This window comes from Mangrovitalea sediminis, assembly GCF_002514725.1.
GTDB lineage: Bacteria > Pseudomonadota > Gammaproteobacteria > Pseudomonadales > Oleiphilaceae > Mangrovitalea > Mangrovitalea sediminis.
This window is the reverse complement of sequence record NZ_NTLB01000005.1, coordinates 38004-60485: the sequence shown is the minus strand read 5'-3', so window position 1 is coordinate 60485 and position 22482 is coordinate 38004. Positions and strand designations below refer to the sequence as shown.

General features: G+C 57.8%; 18 protein-coding genes and 2 tRNA genes. 15 read left to right on the top strand and 5 right to left on the bottom strand.

Translation table 11 applies throughout. The features are described 5' to 3' along the window. The first annotated feature begins 142 nt into the window (after positions 1-142). The 3 genes from CLR77_RS12860 (at position 143) to CLR77_RS12850 (ending at position 3390) form a co-directional block, all read left to right on the top strand. Positions 143-715 (top strand): DUF2189 domain-containing protein, encoded by a 573-nt coding sequence (locus CLR77_RS12860; protein WP_227519916.1) that lies wholly within the window; start codon positions 143-145, stop codon positions 713-715. Positions 716-892: 177 nt separating this feature from the next. Continuing rightward, on the top strand, positions 893-2245 hold the full coding sequence (locus CLR77_RS12855) for a PEGA domain-containing protein (RefSeq protein ID WP_097461077.1): 1353 nt from the start codon (positions 893-895) through the stop codon (positions 2243-2245). A gap of 65 nt (positions 2246-2310) precedes the next feature. Then, a complete protein-coding gene (locus CLR77_RS12850; protein ID WP_097461076.1) occupies positions 2311-3390 on the top strand; it encodes a response regulator in 1080 nt (359 codons plus the stop codon). A gap of 37 nt (positions 3391-3427) precedes the next feature. Here the strand turns inward: CLR77_RS12850 and CLR77_RS12845 are convergent, their stop codons facing one another. Then, on the bottom strand, positions 3428-6262 hold the full coding sequence (locus CLR77_RS12845) for a sensor domain-containing protein (RefSeq protein ID WP_158227193.1): 2835 nt from the start codon (positions 6260-6262) through the stop codon (positions 3428-3430). A gap of 49 nt (positions 6263-6311) precedes the next feature. Beyond that, complete coding sequence (locus CLR77_RS12840; RefSeq protein ID WP_097461074.1) at positions 6312-7025, bottom strand: nucleotidyltransferase family protein; 714 nt, start codon at positions 7023-7025, stop codon at positions 6312-6314. 91 nt (positions 7026-7116) lie between these two features. Between CLR77_RS12840 and CLR77_RS12835 the strand changes: the two genes are divergently transcribed. Beyond that, entirely contained in the window at positions 7117-7968 is an 852-nt protein-coding gene (locus CLR77_RS12835) for a 6-pyruvoyl trahydropterin synthase family protein (protein ID WP_097461073.1), read from the top strand. 270 nt (positions 7969-8238) lie between these two features. Here CLR77_RS12835 and CLR77_RS12830 read toward each other — a convergent pair. The 3 genes from CLR77_RS12830 to gltX all read right to left on the bottom strand — a co-directional run bounded on the left by CLR77_RS12830 (position 8239) and on the right by gltX (position 9986). Then, a tRNA-Glu gene (locus CLR77_RS12830) sits at positions 8239-8314 on the bottom strand. A 10-nt stretch (positions 8315-8324) separates the two neighbouring features. Continuing rightward, positions 8325-8400 (bottom strand) — tRNA-Ala (locus CLR77_RS12825). A 98-nt stretch (positions 8401-8498) separates the two neighbouring features. Further along, entirely contained in the window at positions 8499-9986 is a 1488-nt protein-coding gene (gene gltX, locus CLR77_RS12820; RefSeq protein ID WP_227519937.1) for a glutamate--tRNA ligase, read from the bottom strand. Between the two features lie 334 nt (positions 9987-10320). Between gltX and CLR77_RS12815 the strand changes: the two genes are divergently transcribed. The 11 genes from CLR77_RS12815 (at position 10321) to nuoL (ending at position 22473) form a co-directional block, all read left to right on the top strand. Beyond that, positions 10321-10755, top strand: coding sequence for an NADH-quinone oxidoreductase subunit A (locus CLR77_RS12815; protein ID WP_227519915.1), 435 nt, complete (start codon positions 10321-10323; stop codon positions 10753-10755). A 96-nt stretch (positions 10756-10851) separates the two neighbouring features. Beyond that, a complete protein-coding gene (locus tag CLR77_RS12810) occupies positions 10852-11526 on the top strand; it encodes a NuoB/complex I 20 kDa subunit family protein (protein ID WP_097461071.1) in 675 nt (224 codons plus the stop codon). Between the two features lie 64 nt (positions 11527-11590). Next, positions 11591-13369: an NADH-quinone oxidoreductase subunit C/D gene (gene nuoC, locus CLR77_RS12805; protein WP_097461070.1), complete on the top strand. Its 1779-nt coding sequence runs from the start codon at positions 11591-11593 to the stop codon at positions 13367-13369. A 25-nt stretch (positions 13370-13394) separates the two neighbouring features. Next, the gene (gene nuoE, locus CLR77_RS12800) at positions 13395-13892 is read left to right on the top strand and encodes an NADH-quinone oxidoreductase subunit NuoE (protein ID WP_406564959.1); all 498 of its coding nucleotides are present in this window, start codon (positions 13395-13397) and stop codon (positions 13890-13892) included. Next, the gene (gene nuoF, locus CLR77_RS12795; RefSeq protein WP_097461068.1) at positions 13889-15196 is read left to right on the top strand and encodes an NADH-quinone oxidoreductase subunit NuoF; all 1308 of its coding nucleotides are present in this window, start codon (positions 13889-13891) and stop codon (positions 15194-15196) included. Before nuoE ends, nuoF begins: the two co-directional genes overlap by 4 nt. A 66-nt stretch (positions 15197-15262) precedes the next feature. Continuing rightward, entirely contained in the window at positions 15263-17989 is a 2727-nt protein-coding gene (nuoG, locus tag CLR77_RS12790) for an NADH-quinone oxidoreductase subunit NuoG (RefSeq protein WP_097461067.1), read from the top strand. Beyond that, positions 17989-18981 (top strand): NADH-quinone oxidoreductase subunit NuoH, encoded by a 993-nt coding sequence (gene nuoH, locus CLR77_RS12785; protein ID WP_097461066.1) that lies wholly within the window; start codon positions 17989-17991, stop codon positions 18979-18981. Before nuoG ends, nuoH begins: the two co-directional genes overlap by 1 nt. 13 nt (positions 18982-18994) lie before the next feature. Continuing rightward, positions 18995-19552, top strand: coding sequence for an NADH-quinone oxidoreductase subunit NuoI (nuoI, locus tag CLR77_RS12780; protein WP_097461065.1), 558 nt, complete (start codon positions 18995-18997; stop codon positions 19550-19552). A 130-nt stretch (positions 19553-19682) separates the two neighbouring features. Further along, entirely contained in the window at positions 19683-20183 is a 501-nt protein-coding gene (gene nuoJ / locus CLR77_RS12775) for an NADH-quinone oxidoreductase subunit J (protein ID WP_097461064.1), read from the top strand. A 143-nt stretch (positions 20184-20326) separates the two neighbouring features. Then, the gene (gene nuoK / locus CLR77_RS12770; protein ID WP_097461063.1) at positions 20327-20629 is read left to right on the top strand and encodes an NADH-quinone oxidoreductase subunit NuoK; all 303 of its coding nucleotides are present in this window, start codon (positions 20327-20329) and stop codon (positions 20627-20629) included. Then, on the top strand, positions 20626-22473 hold the full coding sequence (nuoL, locus tag CLR77_RS12765) for an NADH-quinone oxidoreductase subunit L (RefSeq protein ID WP_097461062.1): 1848 nt from the start codon (positions 20626-20628) through the stop codon (positions 22471-22473). Before nuoK ends, nuoL begins: the two co-directional genes overlap by 4 nt. The last annotated feature ends 9 nt before the right edge of the window (positions 22474-22482 follow it).

The window sequence follows — 22482 nt, the reverse complement described above, 5'->3', positions numbered from 1 at the left end:
CACGACACGTTGACCCTGACGGCCACAACCACGACGCAATGGGCTATTTTGCACTATATTAGATGAATCTGCAGTCGGTCTTCGCCCTGAATGCCGTTCCGGGCGCCGGATACCGAGATCTAAAGAAGATGAACGAGCCCGCATGAAAGAAACCAGCGCAGACTCTCGCCCCTCAGGACCGGATACACAAACGTTGTCGACTGGAAGCGCCCAGAAGGCGAAAAGCCAATCCCCCAGCACCGCGACGGAAGCACGTACCCCGGTTCTCGAGGCCTATTGGGTCGAACGCAAACGTTATCTGGAGCACATCCGCAAGGTACCGGAATTGCGGCGTCGGAATATTCGAGCCACGCTGATCTATCTCTTGCGCCGCTTTCTATGGTCTTTCGGCTTTTTCCCGATATTCATCGCATTCTGGGTTCCGCTGGTCCTGTCCTGGTTCAATCCGGTCGTCATGGTCACCCGCGCCATGCCAAGCCTGCAGGCCTTTATCAATGCCAACCCTGAAGTTCAGGCAAATACCGAGCAGACGCTGTTTATTGCCTGGCTTTCCATCGGTTTTATCTTTGCCGTATTCGATCTGGTGCTGACCCCCTTCAAGTCTCCCTATGAGTACGAAGCAGACGTCCATATGAGGGCCTGGGAGCAGGAACAGAAAAGGCGGCGTCACGAATCGAATCAGCAGCGGCGTGACCCGCTTCCCGACAAAGTGTGAAACATGCAGCAAACTCAGGAAGCTCTGTGACTTTTTGTTACATTCCATGAACTTAATCGCTAATATTTTTTCATATATCCGCTATTTTGATCTTGTTCGAGTCCGCCTCGACCAAGCGCCGAACAGAGGCGATTCGCCACTCCCATCAAAAGCCGCACGAACTCGAGGTGAGTGTTGATGGTCGATTTCAGACCCATTCTTTTCGCCAACGCACTGGCACTGATGCTGCTGGTGACGGCCGGTTTCGCGAGTTTGGAGCGCACGCCGGACTTCGTGGGTGCCCATTACCCGCGACCTGGCGATACCACGACAGTTGTCGATAAAAAGGCTCCCGCGGTGGAGCACAAGGCTCAAGCGCCACAAACAGACACGACGCCGGCCATTGCCACAACGACCAGCGCTCCGATATCGCACACAGAGCCGGCAAAGGCCGAGGTGACGCCCCAGCCCGTTATTGCCTCGCCGGAGCCTGCGCGCCCCCAGTCGCCGGAAAGCACTCCACCGGTTAAGACGGCGCCCGCTACGCCTGCAGCAACGCCGACGCCCACGCAGGCCGTGGTCAAGGCCGAGCCGCCAAAGCCGAAACCCAAGCCGACAACCGGCCACTTGGTTTTGCGCTCCAACGTGGTGGGCGACGAGGTACACATTAACGGCAAATCCTACGGGCCGACCAAACTCGACCTCAAGCTGGAACCAGGAACCTACAAGGTTGAAGTCAGCAAGAGCGGCTTCAAACCCTGGACCGACGATATCCGCCTGAAAGCAGGACAGGAAATGACCCTGCACGCCCTGCTCGATGCCTATACCACCGTCGAATTCCGTAACGGCGTTTGGCGGGGTGGCGTTATGTCAGGTGACGGCACCTATGTGGACAAAACCGGCCTGAGCTACAAAGGCGAGTTCGATAAGGGGCAATTCCAGGGCAATGGCACGGCGCACTTCCCTGACGGGTCCGTTTATGACGGCGAGTGGTCTGAAGGCCAGATGAACGGTCAGGGCACCTTGACCAAAGCCAATGGCGACAACTACACCGGCCAATTCAAGGACGGCAAATACAGCGGCCAGGGCACACTTACCACCGCCAATGGCGATATCTACACCGGCCAGTGGGTAGGCGGCACCCTCAACGGCCAGGGGACACTCACCACCAAAGCCGGCCTGCTTTATGTCGGCGGTTTCCTTAACGGTCAATTCCAGGGCCAAGGCAAGATCACCTACCCTGACGGACGCCATTACGAAGGTGGCTTTACCAAGGGACAGTTCCATGGCCAGGGAACGGAAATCTATGCGGACGGCACCAAGTACGTCGGTCAGTTTATTAACGGCGAGTACCATGGTGACGGCGTCCTGTACAACCCGAACGGTAGCAAGATCGCAGCGACATTCCGTTTCGGGAAGCCATACGGCCAAGTCACGCTGACAACACCGGAAGGCGACATCTTTACGGCTCGCACGTCCGAACCCGGCGTGTGCTATCGTCAAAACAGCTATCGGGCGACCCAGTGTCCGCCCCTGAGTGGTTGGAAGTAGATAAAAACGACGCAGGGACCGCGGCGGACCTGTCAGGGTAAAAACAGAATAATCGAGGTTGCTAGATGGGTATCAAGAACGCGCTGTTAGTGGATGACTCCAAGGTAGCCCGCTTTGCGTTGAGCAAGCTCCTGGAGAATCGGGATATGCAGGTCAGCATGGCGGGATCTGCTGAAGAGGCGCTCGACTACCTGGAGTCCAACTCCCGCCCCGACGTGATCTTCATGGATCACCTGATGCCTGGCATGAACGGCGTCGAGGCAACCAAGGCCATCAAGCGCAACCCGACGATTTCCAATATCCCTATCGTCATGTGTACCTCCAAGAAATCGGAGGAATTCGTCGAAGAAGCCAAACGTTTCGGCGTCTATAACATTCTGACCAAACCGCCGCAAAGCGACGGGCTGGACCAGATTCTCAAACAACTCAACAGTGATGTCAGTTCAGGCAGCCTGCCGGAACCTCCTGCGGCCGACAGTGTCGAAATGGCGCCAGAACCTGAGGATGAGGAGGTGGCGGTGAAAGCCACAGTGAGAATGAGTTCCCCAGAGGCCGAGCAGCACGACATTGTGCCCCTGACCTCCGACCTGATCGAACAGATTGCGCGTTCCGCGGTTAAAACGCATATCAACAACCGGTTGCACGAACTGCTGAGCAGTCTGTTCGATGAACAGTACGATCACGTCAAGCGCATCCTCGAGGATGCCGAGCGCAAACGTGACACAGAACTGCAAACGCGACTGGATGAAATAAGGGACGATTTCGAGCGCCGTACCGCAACACTCAAGGATGAGATTGCCGCCGACGTCTCCGTCAGCATTGCCGGTCAGCTTGAGGAGTTTCGGCGCGACCTTGCCAAACAAGGTGGTGGCGGTGGGTTCAGCCAGGAATCATTGGATCAACTGAAAGACCACATAACCGCTGTTCAGACGATCGACACCGAATTTTGGCAAACGCTGCAGTCGGAGGCGATCCAGCAGGCCCACGATATTTCCCGGGAAACTGCCGAGGAGATTTCGCAGCGCACCATCGATCTCTACCTGAAGCAGCAGCGTTCAGCCACGACGAAAGCCTATACCATCGCCCTGGCTATCAGTATCGGGATATTCTCGGTAGGTATCGCCTGGCTGGCGGGGATTCTCTAAGCTTGACTTTCAGTTAGCGCCGGAACGCTTTCCAGCGCTAACTGAACAGCTCACGGGACGCGAGGAACGCCTTCAGTTCCTCAATTTCCAGGGCCGGTGCCACCAGGAAGCCTTGGAACTGCTCACAGCCCTCTTCGTGCAAAAGTACCATCTGCCGTTCAGACTCCACACCTTCCGCCACCACGCGCATACCCAGCCGGCTGCCCAGCGCTATGATTGCCGATGCAATCATTTTCCCTCTGGATTCAAGAACATCATCGACAAAGCTCTTATCAATCTTTAACTTGTCAACCGGGAACCGGCTCAAGTAGTTCAGCGAGGAATAACCGGTACCGAAGTCGTCAATCGCCAAGCGTATACCCAACGCCCTCACCCGCTCCATGACGCTCAAGGCCTGATCCACATCCTGCACCAACATACTCTCGGTGATTTCAAGCTCAAGACGGGTCGGATCCAGCCCCGACTCTGCCAGCGCCTGATGAAGGACTTCCAGAAGGTGGTCCGCCCGCTTGAATTGGTGAGTAGAAAGATTCACCGACAAAAACAGGGGCGGCGCACCGGGCTCAGGCTGTAGCGCCGCAATATCCCGGCAGGCCTGCCGCAGAATCATTGCCCCCAGCGCTTCCATCAACCCCACTTCCTCGGCCATTGGAATAAAGACCGCCGGAGACACCATCTCGCCATCGCTGTCCCGCCAGCGCGCCAACGCTTCGACACCGATTACCTGTCCCCGGACATCCCAAATTGGCTGATAGTAGGGTTGCAGCTGTTCTGTGCGCACAGCATGTTTTAGGCGGTGTTCAAGCGCCACAAGTTCGACGGCCGTACGATTGATGTCAGCGGTGAAATACTGAAAATTATCCCGTCCCTGGGATTTTGCGTGGTACATGGCAATGTCGGCCTTGCGCAGCAGTTCCCCGGCATCCACGCCATCCATGGGACAAATCGCCACCCCAACGCTCACCGAGCCGGAAAATACCAGATTATCCAGTTCGACCGGCTCCCGCATGACCTCAAGAACCCGCTCGGCAACATAGGCGGCATCATGGCTGTGCTCCAGGCGCCCCAGCACCAGTGCAAACTCATCCCCGCCGAGCCGGGCCAGGGTGTCGTTATCCCGCAAGAGCCCTTGCAAGCGCTGCGCTGCCACTTTCAGCAGCCGATCCCCATAGTGATGCCCCAAGGTATCGTTCAATGTCTTGAAGCGGTCCATATCCAGCAGCAATACGGCCATGACACCCCCTTCGCGGCCGGTGGAGATCACGGCGGCACGCAGGCGTTCAAGCAGCAAACGCCGATTCGGCAATTCCGTCAGGGGGTCGTAGAAGACGAGTTCCTGGATCTTTTCCTGGGCCCGTTTAAGCGCCGTGTAGTCTTCAGAGGTCGAGACATACTGGGTAATCACCCCTTCCCGGTCACGGATCGGCGACAGCGTATCCATACACCAGAACTCCTGACCGCTCTTACGCCGTTTGCGCAACTCCCCTCGCCACTGACGCCCCTGCTTGAGGTCATCGAAGATCTTGTCGAACTTAGCGGCCTCTTCCTCGTCGTAACAAAGCATTCTGGGGGAATGACCGACAATTTCTGTATCGGAATACCCCGTCAAGTCAGTAAACCGCGGATTAACGTACTGGATAACGCCATCGACATCGAGCATCGACACAGCATCTGCGCTCTGCTCCACCGCACTGGACAATAGGCGCACCTGACGATCTGCCAGTCGCCGCTGACGTTCGACATAGCGAGCCTGAACAGCGCGACTCAGATCCTCGCTCAGGTTCTGGAGCAGCTTTCTCATATCGTCGCCGAAGGTATCCTCGACCCTGGCGCACAAAACCAGTGCAGCAACCACCTCCTGGCGCCGGACAATAGGTAGCGCGGCCACAGATTGAACCTCTTGGGCCAAGGGGAAAGAGCCTAACCCCCGGCTCGTATTCTCCCAGGCAACATTGAGACTGCTCAGCGCACGATCCAGCGGTATCAGGCTTTGATTTCCAACGCGTACCGCAAGTGACTGCAATTCAACGGCCTCGTTACCGGCAACAGAGAAACAGACCGGCTCGACTTCACCGTCCTTCAGCCAGCCAAACCAAGCCAGTTGACATTCACCGTATTCCACGGCGATATCACAAACACGCTGAAAAAGTTCTGCCTCGTCAGCCTCCCGGTTGATGGCTCGATTGACCTGGCTACTGAGAAGAAGATGACGATTGAGACGCTCAACCTTCTGGCTGTGAACCTGCCATCGTGTCAGATCTCGCCCGACGGCCAACACCAGGCCGCGACCATTCCGGGAAATCCGTGACAACGTAATCTCAACGAATGATTCCCGACCGTCACGACGCGTGGCATAGGTAGAGATCGTGTGCCTCAGACCGGATTCGGCAACCTGCCGAATCGCCGCCGAAACCGGCTCGTCCTCCCGCGGGTGCACCACGCTGATGGCCATATTGCGCATTTGTTCGGTACGGTACTGCAATGCCGCAGCACCGCTGGGATTGACGTCGACGTAACACATCCCTTCAGGGTCGACCAGATAGACGCCTTCGTAGGCGCTATCGACCAGGTGGTCGAGCCACTCCAAGCGTTCCTGCGCCGACCCGGCTGCCACGGCGCGGGACAACAACGACGCCTGCCGACGCCACACCAACAGATTCGCCAGAAGCCCGAGGGCGAAAGCCAGATCGACCACCAACCGCTCCTTGGTGACGGCGGCAACCAGCACCATCGCCAGAGGTGGCGTCAGCGCTTCCAGCACCAACCAACGGTTCTTGACCCAACCATCGGGACTTTTCCAAAGCTGCCTCAGAGCAGCGACAATAACCGCCACCCAAAGCACTGCGGCAAAAAGCTGCAACAGCTGAACCATGATCAACGCCTTAGAGCCGGAATTTATTGTTATCATTCGAAAGCCAGCATCAATGGCAGGGTAAGCACTCGCTGCCGCCTGACTTCCCTTTATCCCTATACGGATGGCCCGCTTTTAAGGACTTATCTGAGCTATCCTTATCCAATGTAGCCAATGAATCGTCCGGACGTGCAATTTCACTCTGTGAACTACTGTAACGTATCGCCCTCCAATCCGAGGGTGTATCCAGATCAAGCCCGGCAGCCGGACAAGGGATAATGTAAGGATCAACCTTCGACAAGAGAGCTCTGGCGCCAACGTCACCCCGCAGTGACGCTATCGAGGGCCACATCCTGGACGGCAGATACGCCGGGACGACCGGGCGCCCGTTCAGTCCCGAAGCGATGGCGCTGTCCGGTTTACGTTCAGCCGCTGCAAGCAGGTCCCGCAGATGGGCCTGCGCAACTCCAGGCTGATCCACCAACAACACCAGCACGCCGGGACTTTTCACCGGCAGCGCCTTCAGCCCGGCTTGCAGCGACGACGCCATACCCGAGGCCCATTCAGCATTGTGCACCCAATGATGTGGTCGCACTTGGGTACGGTAGCGAATCAGAGGGCCCCGGCACCCGGTGACAACCCAAACCGAACAACTCACGCCCCTGGCCAGCGCAATCACAGAGTCAAGCAATGTCCTTCCTCCCAGCGTCAACAACTGCTTGGGGCATCCCATGCGGGAAGAGGCACCTGCGGCCAATATCAGCACCGGAATATCAGACCGCATGGGCCCGCCCTGCAAAATGCGTCGCCCGACGTCGAGTGAGTTCTGGTAAAATGCGCGTCACCATTGATGTCCTTGAGCCCCAACGCCTCTTATGAACCGACTGTTCGTTGATAGCCTCACTGTAATTGATTTCGCCTACCTCGACACCCGTAGAGGCCTGCTCGGTCAAAGCTGGATCGTCGATCTGGAGTTGGGTGGAGAGCTGGACGAACAAGGCATGCTCTTTGATTTCAGCCATGTCAAACGGGTCATCAAGCAACTGATCGACGAAGAAATCGACCATCGGCTGGTCATTCCCGTACAGACGTCAGGATTATCGATACATACCGAAGGGGATCCGGTATCACTGACCTGGCACAACGCGGACAAGAGTACCATCCAGCTACGCTCACCCCGGCAGGCACTGATGTTCCTGGCCGCCGCAGAGGTTACCCTGAGCGACGTCGCAGCCTGGCTGGAAACCGAACTGAAAGCCATCCTGCCGGAGAATGTCAGTAGCGTACATATTCAGCTGCGGGAAGAAGAGATCCCCGGCCCCAGCTACCAATACGTGCACGGCCTAAAGAAGCACCTTGGCAACTGTCAGCGGATCGCCCACGGACACCGATCACCGATCGGCATCTGGCGCGACGGTGAACGGGACACCGCTCTCGAGAACGAATGGGCAGAACGCTGGCGTGATATCTATATCGGAACCCGCGAAGATATCACCGATCACTTCGCGAAAGACGGCGTTTCATACGTGCATTTCGCTTATGAATCGGAACAAGGTGAGTTCGAGCTATCGCTTCCGGAGTCACAGGTCTATCTGATCGATACCGATTCAACGGTGGAATGGATCGCCAATCACCTCGCGGAGAGCTGCAAAAAGCAGTTTCCGGGCTCCACTATTCGCGTCAAAGCTTACGAAGGTGTCGGCAAAGGCGCTATCGCCGAACGATAATACGGCTGACGCATGCCAAGCGACAGCCGAACCGCGATCTGGCGCCCCAACCTCGCTAAAACTTCCCCGTGACAACGAACAAACGCAAAGGTAGCAGGACCGACGCCAGGTAAAAGCCAGGGAGGCAGAGTAGACGCACGGCAATCATCAGGCGCAATAGGGCGAGAGGAAGGAAAACAGCAAAGAGGAAAATGTAAAACTGTCAGCTGAACCTGCTTATCTCTCTGCAGTTCAGCTAAACCACACATCTTCGGAACCGAGCAGAAAAGATGGCGTCCCCTAGGGGAGTCGAACCCCTGTTACCGCCGTGAAAGGGCGGTGTCCTAGGCCTCTAGACGAAGGGGACTAGAGAAAAATGGTGGAGCCAAGGAGGATCGAACTCCTGACCTCAACGCTGCCAGCGTTGCGCTCTCCCAGCTGAGCTATGGCCCCACTGCATTAACGGGGGCGTATGTTAGTGAGATCGCCCCCAAGCGTCAAGCCTTTATTTTAGAAAAAATTCGACTTTTTCAACAAGGTGTAAAAACCGATCAAGAAGCGATCAGCGACGCGTACTCCTTCTCCACTTTCTTGGTTTCCTTCTTGGAGAAACCGCCCACCACATTCAGTGCATGACGCAGACGCGCCCGAGTCATATCGGGCCCCAGCATTTCCATGGATTCCATTACCGACCAGCTATTGGGCGTGCCGGCGATGGCCACGAAGATCGGGAACATGAAGTCCCCCAATTTGAGCCCCATCCCCTTGGCCAGACCTTTAATGTCGCCAAAGATATTGTCCTTGGTCCAGTCACGCAACGCTTCGAGCTTCCACAGGGAAAACTGTAGAACCCGCCGCAACTCAGCCTCCTCAAGCTTGGACTGCTCGAAATGTGCGGGCGTCAGTTCCAGCATGCCGGAGAACATGAACGCGGACAGCGGCACTATGTCGCTAAAGACATCCACCCGACTCTTGATATGGGGCACCAGCGGCATCATCCGCTCCCGATTCAACCACCACGCCTTGATCCGGGCAACAAACTGTTCGTCATCGAGGCTCTCGCGAATCCAAACGCTGTTTAACCAGCGCAGCTTCTCGACATCGAAGATGGGGCCGCCCAGGGACACCCGATTGATATCGAAATGCGTGATCATGTCGTCGAGAGAGAACTTTTCACGCTCATCCGGCATAGACCATCCCATTCGCCCGAGATAGTTCAGCACAGCCTCTGGCAGAAAGCCCATCCGCTCATAAAAATTGATGCTGGTGGGATTCTTACGCTTGGACAGCTTGCTCTTATCGGGGTTACGCAACAACGGCATATGGCACAGGACCGGCATATCCCAGCCGAAATACTGGTAGAGCAGCTGATGCTTGGGCGCAGACGGGATCCACTCCTCTCCGCGAATAACATGCGTGATACCCATGAGATGGTCGTCAACGATGTTCGCAAGGTGATATGTCGGCATCCCATCAGACTTGAGAAGCACCTGGCAATCCACCTGCGCCCAATCTATTTCGATGCGTCCGCGCAGCATATCTTCAATGACACAAACACCTTCATCCGGCACTTTCATGCGAATCACGAAAGGCTCACCCGCCGCCAAACGACGCTCCACCTCATCGGCAGGAAGTTCCAGATCACCCTTGATCCCGGGATTCAGGCCTTGCGCCTTACGTGTTTCGCGAATCTCGTCCAACTCTTCAGGCGACCGGAAACAGTAAAAGGCATACCCTTTTTCCACGAGCTGCATCGCGTGCTCACGATAGATGTCGCCACGCTCCGACTGGCGATAGGGTGCATGGGGTCCACCCACATCCGGGCCTTCATCCCACTGCAATCCCAGCCAACGCAGCGCACGGAGAATATCCTGCTCTGACGACTCGGTACTGCGCACTTGATCGGTATCCTCGATCCGCAAAATGAACTGGCCACCGTGTTGCCGTGCAAAGCACTGGTTAAACAACGCGATATAGGCGGTGCCCACGTGAGGGTCACCAGTAGGGGAAGGCGCGATACGGGTGCGGACTGTCATCAGGTCATCCTGTAGATCGGGTATCAGCAAAATCAGATCGGCAGCTTATCGCCTTAAGACGAAGTGCCGGTTCGAGGGTCGCTTATTATAACGAGGGAGTGGGCAAAGCGCATAACCGACATTCGCCGCTCCAGGAAAAGCGGCGACAAAACAACCAGATTGCACAGTTTTCCGGGAAAAACAGGATAATCTCGATCATCAATTAGCTTTTCGTAAAATTTACAGTGGTCCCATAAGTGCCCTATCATGCGGGGTGCCGATGCGAAGGCCACTCGTCGCCCGGCACATTTCCCACTCTAAATAGTCTTCTTGCTGTCAGTCCTGGAGGAACGTTCGCGTGTCATCTAGCATTCAGACCGTTGCTGAACACTGGTCGCTGGCCGTTTATCTCGGCGCAGTGGGTCTGCTATGCGCCTTTATGCTCGGCGTTTCCTATCTGTTGGGCGGGCGAGACTGGGGGCGAGCCAAAAACGAGCCTTTCGAGTCTGGCGTCAGCTCCGTTGGCGGAGCACGCTTACGCTTTTCAGCCAAATTCTATTTAATCGCCATGTTCTTCGTCATCTTTGACGTTGAAGCACTCTTTCTCTACGTCTGGGCCGTTTCCCTGCGGGAAGCCGGCTGGACCGGGTACATCGAAGCCGTCGTTTTTATCACCATACTGCTGATCGGGCTGGTTTACCTCTGGCGCATTGGCGCGCTTGATTGGGCACCCGAATCGAGACGACGTAAGATGCAAGCGTCAAAAATGACGCACATCAAAGAAGCGGAATAGACGTTTCAGGCGCTGCACCTTACTATGCGGCGCGCCAGTTTCACTTTCCCGGTGCCCCTTTCAGGGACACTGCAGGCATTGCATTAAGGCGACACCATGAAATATACGTTGACCCATGTCGACCCGAATGCCGCTGACGGCCGCTACCCTATGCAAAAGAGCGAAACCGTCCGCGACCCGATGGAAGAACACGTTCATAAGAACATCTTCCTCGGCAAACTCGAAAACATACTGCACGACGCTGTTAACTGGGGCCGCAAGAACTCGCTCTGGCCCTATAACTTCGGTCTTTCGTGCTGCTACGTTGAAATGGCGACGGCGTTCACCGCGCCCCACGATATCGCCCGCTTCGGGGCTGAAGTTATTCGCGCCTCCCCCCGCCAGGCTGACCTGATGGTCGTTGCGGGAACCTGTTTTATCAAGATGGCCCCCGTCGTTCAGCGCCTCTACGAGCAGATGCTGGAACCCAAGTGGGTTATCTCCATGGGCTCGTGCGCCAACTCCGGCGGCATGTACGACATTTACTCGGTGGTTCAGGGTGTCGACAAATTCCTGCCGGTTGACGTTTATGTGCCAGGTTGCCCTCCGCGACCGGAAGCGTTCCTGCAAGGTTTGATGCTGCTCCAAGACTCCATTGGAAAAGAGCGCCGCCCGCTGTCCTGGGTCGTTGGTGATCAGGGCGTCTACAAGGCGGAAATGCCGGCACAGCGTGACGTCAAACACGACAAACGAATCCAGGTGACCGAACTGCGCTCACCCGACGAGGTGTAAGTTCAGGTCCACGGGGTCAGCACTGACCGTTTTCATCTAACCGCAGGGTAACGACACTAACACGATGCCAGATACCGCCGCGATCATGCACAAGGAGTCCGGAACGGGACACTCCGTCGTTGGGGAGTTGCAGGCCCACTTCGGCGAAGACGCTTTCGTACTCCAAGCCACCAAGGACGATGTACCTACCCTGTGGGTGGCCCGAGAAAAACTTCTCGATGTACTCCGCTTCCTGCGGAATGTCCCCAAACCCTATGTCATGCTCTACGATCTCAGCGCCATTGATGAGCGACTGCGGACGCACCGTCAGGGGTTGCCGGATTCGGACTTCACCGTTTTCTACCACCTGTTGTCCATCGAGCGTAACAGCGACATCCGCATCAAGGTGGCGCTCTCCGCCGATAGCCTGAAGCTGCCGACAGCGTTAGCCATCTGGCCCAACGCTAACTGGTATGAACGGGAAGTCTGGGATCTGTTCGGTATTGTCTTCGAGGGTCATCCTCACCTGACCCGTCTTCTGATGCCGCCGACCTGGCAAGGTCATCCCCTGCGCAAGGATTACCCCGCACGGGCCACCGAGTTCGATCCGTTCATGCTGGATGCGGCCAAGCAGGATGCCGAGCAGGAAGCCCTTCGTTTCAACCCCGAAGAATGGGGCATGAAGCGCGGTAACAACGAAGAGGACTTCATGTTCCTCAACCTCGGCCCGAACCACCCCAGTGCACACGGTGCTTTCCGTATCGTACTGCAGTTGGACGGCGAGGAAATCGTCGACTGCGTTCCGGATATCGGCTATCACCACCGCGGCGCCGAAAAGATGGCTGAGCGCCAATCCTGGCACAGCTATATCCCCTACACCGACCGGATCGACTATCTCGGCGGGGTCATGAACAACCTGCCCTATGTCCTGTCCGTCGAGAAACTGGCTGGGATCGAGGTTCCCGATCGCGTGAAGACGATACGCGTCATGATGTCGGAGTTCTTCCGCATCGCCAACCACCTGCTGTTCCTGGGCACCTATATCCAGGATATCGGTGGAATGACCCCTATCTTCTTCATGTTTACGGATCGCCAGAAAGCTTATGACGTGATCGAAGCGATCACCGGTTTCCGTATGCACCCGGCCTGGTTCCGTATCGGCGGCGTTGCCCACGACCTGCCCAAGGGTTGGGACCGGCTTGTCCGTCAATTCGTCGACTGGATGCCCAAGCGGCTCGACGAATACGTTAAAGCGGCGCTAAAGAACAGTATCCTCAAGGCCCGTACCATTAACGTCGCCCAGTACAACACAGAGGAAGCCCTGGCCTGGGGTGTTACCGGCCCTGGTCTTCGTGCGACCGGCGTTGAATACGACCTGCGTAAAGCCCGCCCCTACTCCGGCTTCGAAAACTTCGAGTTCGAAGTGCCGATCGCCCACAACGGCGACGCCTATGACCGCTGTATGGTGCGCGTCGAGGAAATGCGTCAGAGCCTGCGCATTATTCGCCAGTGTCTCGATAACATGCCGGCGGGTCCCTACAAGGCAGATCATCCCCTGACCTGCCCTCCGCCCAAGGAGCGGACGCTGAAGGATATCGATACCCTGATCAATCACTTCCTGGGCGTATCCTGGGGGCCGATTATGCCGGCTGGCGAAACCAGCCAGTTGATTGAGGCGACCAAGGGCATCAACAGTTATTACCTGACCAGTGACGGCAGCACCATGAGCTACCGCACCCGGATCAGGACACCGAGCTTTACCCACTTGCAACAAATTCCGTCGGTGATTCGGGGCAGCATGATTCCCGACCTCATCGCTTATTTGGCTAGCATTGACTTTGTGATGGCAGATGTCGACCGTTAATCCACAATCATCCGACAACGCGCTCATCGGCAGTGATCGTCCGGAAGCCGAGCGCTTCATCCTCGCCCCAGAGGACCGTGAAGCCATTGAGCATGAAATGAGTCACTACGACGACCCGCGCGCAGCGTCCATTGAAGCGCTGAAGATCGTTCAGAAGCGTCATGGCTGGGTCCCTGACGGTGCCATTGCCGAAATCGGCAAGGTGCTGGGTATCTCGGCGGTCGATGTCGAGGGTGTCGCCACCTTCTACAACCTGATCTATCGCCAGCCCGTTGGCCGTCACGTCATCAAGATTTGTGACAGCGTGGGTTGCTACCTGACCGGTTACGAAACGGTCTGCGAAGCGATCAGCCGCAAACTGGGCATCGGCCTCGGCGAAACCACACCGGACGGCCGCTTCACGTTGTTGCCGATCTGCTGTCTTGGCGCCTGCGACAAAGGCCCCGTTCTGATGATTGACGACGATACCCACGGCAACCTGACCGTCGAAGGTATCGATCAGCTACTGGAGCAGTATGCATGAGCACGAGCGCTGCGAACCTGGCCGAAACCCGCCCCCTGACCTACCGGCTGGACGCGGCGGACCAGTCGCCTCTTGATATCAAGGGCTACGAGGCGCTCGACGGCTACGCTGCCCTGCGCAAGGCGATGAAGGACATGTCTCCTGCCGACGTCAGCCAGTTGGTGAAAGACGCCAACCTGCGCGGCCGGGGCGGTGCCGGCTTCCCTGCCGGTATCAAGTGGAGCCTGATTCCCATGGGCGACGATGCGCCCAAACAGAAATACCTCGTCTGCAACGCGGACGAAATGGAGCCGGGTACCTTTAAGGACCGCCTACTGATGGAGCAGTTGCCCCACCAGTTGGTCGAAGCCATGATCGTCGCGGGCTATGCCATCCAGGCATCAAAAGCGTACATCTTCCTGCGTGGCGAATACGTCCTGGCCGCTGAAAGACTCAACCGCGCCATTGCCGAAGCCAAAGCCGCCGGCTATCTGGGTGAAAACATCCTGGGCAGCGGCTGGAGCCTGGAGTTGACCGTTCATACCGGTGCAGGGCGTTATATCTGTGGTGAGGAAACTGCGCTCATCAACTCCCTGGAAGGCCGGCGCGCCAACCCGCGTGCCAAGCCGCCCTTCCCGCAAATTGCGGGCCTTTGGGGCAAACCCACTGTCGTCAACAACGTAGAGACGTTGTGCAATGTGCCGCATATCGTCTTGCGTGGAGCCGAATGGTTCAAAGGGTTATCCCAGGGGAAAAGCGGCGACGCCGGTACCAAGATTTACGGCATGTCCGGCCGGGTCCGCAAACCCGGCTTGTGGGAATTGCCGATAGGCACAACGGCACGGGAAATCCTTGAAGAACACGCTGGCGGCATGCAGGACGGACTTGAGCTGATGGCCTGGTTGCCGGGTGGCGCCTCAACGGATTTCCTGATGCCAGAACATCTGGATCTGCCGATGGATTACGATTCGATCGGCAAAGCCGGCAGCCGTATGGGCACTGGACTGATCATGGCGGTGGATAACAAGCAGAGCATTGTGTCCGTCGTGCGCAATCTCGAAGAATTTTTCGCCCGGGAATCCTGCGGCTGGTGTACCCCTTGCCGCGACGGCCTGCCCTGGTCCGTCAAATTGTTGCGGGCACTGGAGAAAGGTGAAGGGCAACCCGGCGATCTGGAAACCCTGGACCAGTTGACGCGTTTCCTGGGCCCGGGCAAGACATTCTGCGCGCATGCTCCCGGTGCGATGGAGCCACTGCAGAGTGCCCTGAAATATTTCCGCGGCGAATTTGAAAAAGGCATTCGACAGCCTCAGGCCGCAAACTGATTTCCGCCGCGCAGACACGGGTCTGCGCGGACAACGATTTTTCAGCAATTTCGGTTGAAGTCACTCATGGCCACGATTCACGTAGACGGCAAGACATACGAGGTCGACGGCGCAGATAACCTTTTGCAGGCCTGCCTGTCGCTGGGGCTCGATATCCCCTATTTCTGCTGGCACCCGGCATTGGGCAGCGTCGGCGCCTGCCGGCAATGCGCGGTAAAACAGTACCAGAACGCGGACGATAAGCGCGGTCGACTGGTCATGTCCTGCATGACCCCTTCGACCGACGAATCCTATATTTCCATCGAGGACGAGGAAGCCAAAGCCTTCCGGGAAAGCGTCGTCGAATGGCTGATGATCAATCATCCGCACGACTGCCCGGTGTGCGAGGAAGGCGGCCACTGCCACCTGCAGGATATGACCGTCATGACCGGTCATAACATGCGCCGTTACCGCTTCACCAAGCGCACACACCAGAACCAATACCTGGGGCCGTTCATCGCGCATGAGATGAACCGCTGCATTGCCTGCTACCGCTGTGTGCGCTACTACAACAATTACGCCGACGGCACCGATCTTGGGGTCTACGGCGCCCACGACAACGTCTATTTCGGCCGGACCGAAGACGGCGTCCTGGAAAACGAGTTTTCCGGCAACCTGGTGGAAGTCTGTCCGACAGGTGTGTTTACCGACCAGACCCACTCCGACCGCTATAACCGCAAATGGGACATGCAATTCGCACCCAGCGTTTGCCAGCAATGCGGACTGGGCTGTAATACCAGCCCCGGTGAGCGCTACGGGGAGTTGCGTCGTATCGAGAACCGTTACAACGGATCGGTCAACCATTACTTCCTTTGCGACCGGGGCCGTTTCGGTTATGGCTACGTCAACCGCAAGGACCGACCGCGGCAGGCGTCACTGGTCGATCGCAATGGGGAGCTGCAACCGGCCTCCATCGACGGCATTCTCGATGCAGCCGCCGGTGCACTGAGCGGCGCCAAGCGGATTATCGGTATCGGCTCGCCACGGGCCAGTGTCGAGGCGAATCATGTTTTGCGGGAACTGGTCGGTGCCGACAATTTCTCGAGCGGCATGGCCGACGCAGAGCAAACACTGGTTCAGCGTATTCTTGATGTCCTGCGGGAAAGCCCGGTGAGGACGCCCTCTCTGCGGGAAATGGAAGACCGCGATGCCATCTTTGTGCTGGGTGAAGACGTTACCCAGACGGCGCCGCGCATCGCGCTGGCGCTGCGCCAGGCCGTTCGCGGTAAGGCGCGCGATATGGCTGCCGAGAAGAATATTCAGGACTGGCAGGCCGAAGCCATCCGCAACATCGGCCAGCATGAGCGCAATCCCTTGTTTATCGGTAGCTTCCAGAGCACACGCCTGGACGATGTAGCCACCGAAACCGTGCACGCGACCGCTGAAGACCTGGCGCGTCTCGGTTTTGCCGTGGCTCACGCCATCGACCCGGACGCTCCCGTGGTTTCCGGACTGGACGACGAGACCCAACAGCAAGCTGCTCGCATCGCGGAAGCGCTGCTGGCGTCAAAACGCCCATTGTTGGTTTCCGGTACGGGTGCGGGTTCCGATGCCGTGATTCAGGCCACAGCCAATATTGCCCTGGCCCTGCATAAGCGCGGTAAGCCTGTAGCTCAGAGCTATGCCGTGGCAGAAACCAACAGTATCGGCGTCGCCCTGCTGCAGGGCATGCCCCTGGAAACAGCACTGCAATGTCTTGACGACGGTTCGGCGGACGGCGTGGTTATTCTCGAGAATGACCTCTATCGCCGCGCTGATTCCGAGCTGGTCGACCGGGTCCTTGAGAAAGTGAAAGCGGTTGTTGTAGACCATCAGGCGACAGCCACATCAGATAAGGCCGCCTTCCTGCTCCCCGCTGCCTCTTTCGCCGAGGGCGATGGCACAGTCGTCAGCAGCGAAGGCCGCGCCCAACGCTTCTTCCAGGTCTATGACCCGACCTATTACGAAGCCGATTGCCAGATTCGCGAAAGCTGGCGCTGGCTGCATGCCCTGCACTGCACCTTGCAGGGTCAGGCCGTTAACTGGACTCAGCTGGACGAAGTCACCGCCCACTGCGCCGACGGCATCCCGGCTCTCGCCGGTATTCGTGACGCCGCACCGGCGGCTTCGTTCCGTATCAAGGGACTGCGGATCGCTCGTGAGCCGAACCGCTATAGCGGCCGTACCTCCATGCGCGCCAACATCTCAGTGCATGAACCCCGAGCGCCCCAGGATATCGACACCGCACTGTCGTTCTCCATGGAGGGCTACTCCGGTACGAACGAACCGTCTTCGCTGGTGCCCTTCGCCTGGTCTCCGGGCTGGAATTCGCCGCAGGCCTGGAACAAGTTCCAGGACGAAGTCGGGGGCCATCTCAAGGCCGGTGATCCCGGCGTGCGCCTGATCGAGCCGGCACAGTCCTCCGACGGCCGCTATTTCAGCGAGATTCCTGACGCCTTCTCCGTCAGGGATGGTCAGTGGCGTATCCTTCCACTGCACCATATTTTCGGCAGCGAAGAATTGTCCTCTCGCGCGGCACCGCTGGAAAGCCGTATTCCGGATCCTTATCTGGCACTCGCACCGGCCGACGCAGAACGCCTGGGTGTGACGGAAGGCGCCGAAGTGACGCTGACCCTGGACGGCAAAACCTCATCACTGGCGATTAAGCTGAGTGAAACCCTGCCATCCGGCACCGTTGGCATCCCTGTGGGCCTGACCAATACGCTCCCGACAAACGGGGAATCCTGGGCACAGCTGACTAAGGAGGCGCGCTAATGAGTTGGCTGACGCCAGAAGTCACCGCCATTCTTTTGGGGGTGGTCAAAGCCATTGTGATCCTCTTGGTGGTCGTAATTTCGGCCGCCCTGCTCAGCTGGGTAGAACGCCGTCTGCTCGGCCTGTGGCAGGACCGCTACGGTCCCAACCGGGTTGGCCCCTTCGGTGCCTTTCAGCTGGGCGCCGACATGCTCAAGATGTTCTTCAAGGAAGACTGGACGCCGCCCTTCGTCGACAAGTTGACGTTCTGGCTGGCGCCAGCGATTGCCATGAGCGCCCTGCTGATCAGTTTTGCGATCATCCCCATTACACCGACCTGGGGTATCTCGGACCTGAATATCGGTATCCTGTTGTTCTTCGCCATGGCCGGCATCGCCGTTTATGCCGTCATGTTCGCCGGCTGGTCGAGCAACAACAAATACTCCCTGCTGGGTGGCCTTCGTTCCGCCGCGCAGACCGTCGCCTATGAGGTTTTCATGGGTCTTTCGGTCATGGGCGTCGTGGCCGTTGCCGGTTCGTTCAATATGCGGGACATCGTCGCTGCACAGACCCATGTCTGGTTCATTATTCCGCAGTTCTTCGGTTTCGTGACCTTCGCCATTGCCGGCGTCGCTGTAGCGCACCGGAGCCCCTTCGACTATCCGGAGGCGGAACAGGAACTGGCCGCGGGTTACCACACCGAATATTCCGGCCTGAAATGGGGCATGTTCTTCGTCGGCGAGTACGTAGGCGTTGTGCTGGTGTCGGCGCTGCTCGTGACCCTGTTCCTGGGCGGCTGGCACGGTCCCTTCCTTCCGCCGATTGTCTGGTTTTTGTTGAAGACCGGATTTTTTATCATGATGTTTATTCTGCTTCGTGCCGCCCTGCCGCGGCCGCGTTATGACCAGATGATGGATGCAGGCTGGAAAGTCTGCCTGCCGCTGACGCTGGTCAACCTGGTCATCACCGGGGCGGTCGTTCTTCTTCATTCCGGCGCGGCGCACGCAGGCTAGAGGTCACAACACCATGTCCAAACTCTTTTCTTCTATCGGTTATATTCTGAGCGCGACCTGGAGCCAGGTCCGGACGGTGTGGATGATCTTTACCCATGCCTTCCGTAAGCGCGACACCATCATGTACCCGGAGCAGGAGGTTTACCTGCCACCCCGGTACCGCGGGCGCATCGTCCTGACCCGCGACCCGGACGGCGAAGAGCGTTGCGTAGCCTGTAACCTCTGTGCCGTTGCCTGCCCCGTCGCCTGCATTTCCCTGCAAAAAGCGGAGAAGGAAGACGGTCGCTGGTATCCGGAGTTTTTCCGAATCAACTTCTCGCGCTGCATATTTTGCGGCATGTGCGAGGAGGCCTGTCCGACCACCGCAATTCAGTTGACCCCGGACTTCGAAATGGCCGAGTTCAACCGCCAGAACCTGGTCTACGAAAAGGAAGACCTGCTGATTTCCGGTACGGGCAAATATCACGACTATAACTTCTATCGCGTTGCCGGTATGTCGATCGCCGGCAAGGATAAGGGCGAAGCGCAGAACGAGGCTCAACCGATCAACGTCAAGGGCCTGATGCCCTGATCGAGTCGGGAATAGCTTAGCGTTCGGTATCTCGTCCGAAGACAGAAGCACCCTCCGGCAGGGACACCGTCCCACCGGAAGGTTAAAAAGAAATTCCAATAATTTCAGGCGAAAGCGTCAAGGATCTGTCGTGGAGTATGTCTTTTTCATTGTCGCCGCAATCGCGGTTATCGCTACGTTCAGGGTTGTGACCAACACCAACGCGGTGCATGCCCTGCTCTACCTGATCGTATCGCTCCTGTCCGTTGCCATGATCTTTTTCATGGTCGGAGCTCCGTTTGCAGGCATCATGGAAATCGTCGTCTATGTCGGCGCCATCATGGTCCTGTTTGTCTTTGTCATCATGATGCTGAATCTCGGACAGGAATCGGTTGCCCAGGAGCGGCGATGGCTGAAGCCCGGGGTTTGGATCGGTCCTACCCTGCTCTCGTCCGTTTTGTTCGTCGAGCTGCTTTATGCCCTGTCTAAATCAGGTGCTCACCCCGCCGGGGCCATCACCGTCTCGGCAAAGCAGGTCGGCATCGCATTGTACGGTCCCTATCTTCTGGTGGTTGAGCTGGCGTCCATGCTGCTGTTGGCAGCCCTGGTCGCCGCCTATCACCTGGGCCGTCCGGAACGAAAAGACCAGTAATTCGCCCCGGCCCTCCCACCGGGGGGCCAGGGAGCTCAGATGCTCCGGGGCATCGTGAAAGCTTTTGATAAAAAGGGCCGCAGCTTCGGCTGCCTGACATTTAAAACGGGCGTCTGACGCCTTAACGATTGAACGGGAAAACCATGATACCGATGGAAGATGGTCTGATGCTGGCAGCAGCATTATTCGCCATCGGGCTTACAGGGCTGCTGGTAAGGCGGAATATCCTGTTTGTTCTGATGAGTCTGGAAATCATGATGAACGCCGCTGCGCTGGCGTTTGTGGTCGCGGGTAGCCGATGGGCGCAACCGGACGGCCAGATCATGTTTATCCTGATCCTCAGTCTGGCGGCAGCGGAGGCCAGTATCGGCCTCGCAATCGTGCTCCAGCTGAATCGCCGTTTCCACACCCTCGACATTGACTCGGCCAGCGAGATGCGCGGATGAACCTGCTCTTCCTGACCTTCCTGTTTCCCCTGGTGGGCTTCCTGATCCTGGCGTTCGGCCGGGGTCGTATTTCCGAAAATACCGCGGCGGTCGTCGGCGTCGGGTCGCTTGGCCTGTCGTTCCTGTCGGCCATTTGGGTGGGCAGCCAGTTCCTGCTGCATCCTCCGGCAGGTGGCGCTTACAGCCAGGTGCTCTGGACCTGGATGTCCGTCGACAGCTTCCACGCGCCCTTTGCCCTTCGTCTGGACGGTCTGTCACTGACGATGATGGGCGTCATCACCGGCGTAGGCTTCTTCATTCACCTGTTCGCCTCCTGGTACATGCGTGGTGAAGAGGGTTATGAACGCTTCTTCTCCTACATGAACCTGTTTGTCGCCAGCATGCTGTTCCTGGTCCTGGCAGACAACCTGCTGTTCCTGTACTTCGGGTGGGAAGGCGTGGGCCTGTGCAGTTATCTCTTGATCGGTTTCTACTACAAGGACCCGGCCAATGGCTACGCGGCACGTAAGTCCTTCGTCATTACCCGTGTCGGCGACACCTTTATGGCGATCGGCCTGTTCCTGCTGTTCCGCGAGCTGGGCACCCTGAATATTCAGGAGATCCTGACCCTCGCACCCCAGCACTGGCAGGTGGGTAACGCTACCTGTGAGCTGGCCGCCATCCTGCTGCTGCTGGGCGCTGTCGGTAAGTCCGCCCAGCTGCCCCTGCAAACCTGGTTGCCAGACGCCATGGCCGGCCCTACTCCGGTTTCAGCCCTGATTCACGCGGCCACCATGGTCACTGCGGGCGTTTATCTGATCGCACGAACCCACACCATTTTCCAGTTGGCGCCCATCGCGCTGGAACTGGTGGGCGTCGTTGGCGCGGTGACCCTGCTGATCGCCTGCTTCTCTGCCCTGGTACAAACGGACATCAAGCGGATCCTCGCCTATTCGACCATGAGCCAGATCGGTTACATGTTCCTCGCATTGGGCGTGGGAGCCTGGAGTGCCGCCATTTTCCACTTGATGATGCACGCCTTCTTCAAGGCACTGCTATTCCTTGCCGCAGGCGGCGTGATCAACGCCTGCCACCATGAGCAGGACATCTTCAAGATGGGCGGGCTGCGCAAGCAACTGCCGGTTGCCTACGCAAGCTTCTGGATTGGCGGTGCTGCCCTTGCCGCCCTGCCCCTGATCTCCGCCGGCTTCTACAGTAAGGACGAGATCCTTTGGGAAGCTCTGGCCAGCCACCATATGTGGCTGCTTGCAGCCGGCGTATTGGGTGCCTTCCTGACCCCAATCTATACGTTCCGCCTGATCTTCGTCGCCTTCCATGGTGAAGCGAAGCTCCAGGCGCACCGCGGTCAAGGCGTTTCCTACTGGTTACCGCTGGTTGTACTGATGGTGCTTTCGACCTTTATCGGCGCCCTGATTCATCCGCCGCTCGCCAATGTCCTGCCAGCCAGCCCTGGCGAGGCGGGCGGTCATGGCAAGGAGACGCTGGCTCTGATCTCCGGAAGTCTCTCGATCATCGGCATCCTGATTGCGGCCGGCCTTTTCCTCGGCGAACGCAAGTTGGTCACCGCCATTGCCAATACCGGCCCGGCCCGTCTGCTCCGGCGCTGGTGGTTCTATGCCTGGGGCTTCGACTGGCTATACCGCTGGTTGTTCGAGAAGCCTTTCCTGGCTCTCGTTGCCATCAACCGACGTGACCTGGTGGATTTCACTGCCGGCATTATTCCGGCTGTCGCCCGCTGGTCCCACGACATCCTGAGCGCTACGGAAAATGGTCGTGTGCGTTGGTATGCCGCCTCTATAGCGGCCGGTGCTATTGCGGTAATGGCCGCCATGATGCTGGCTTGAACGGATTTT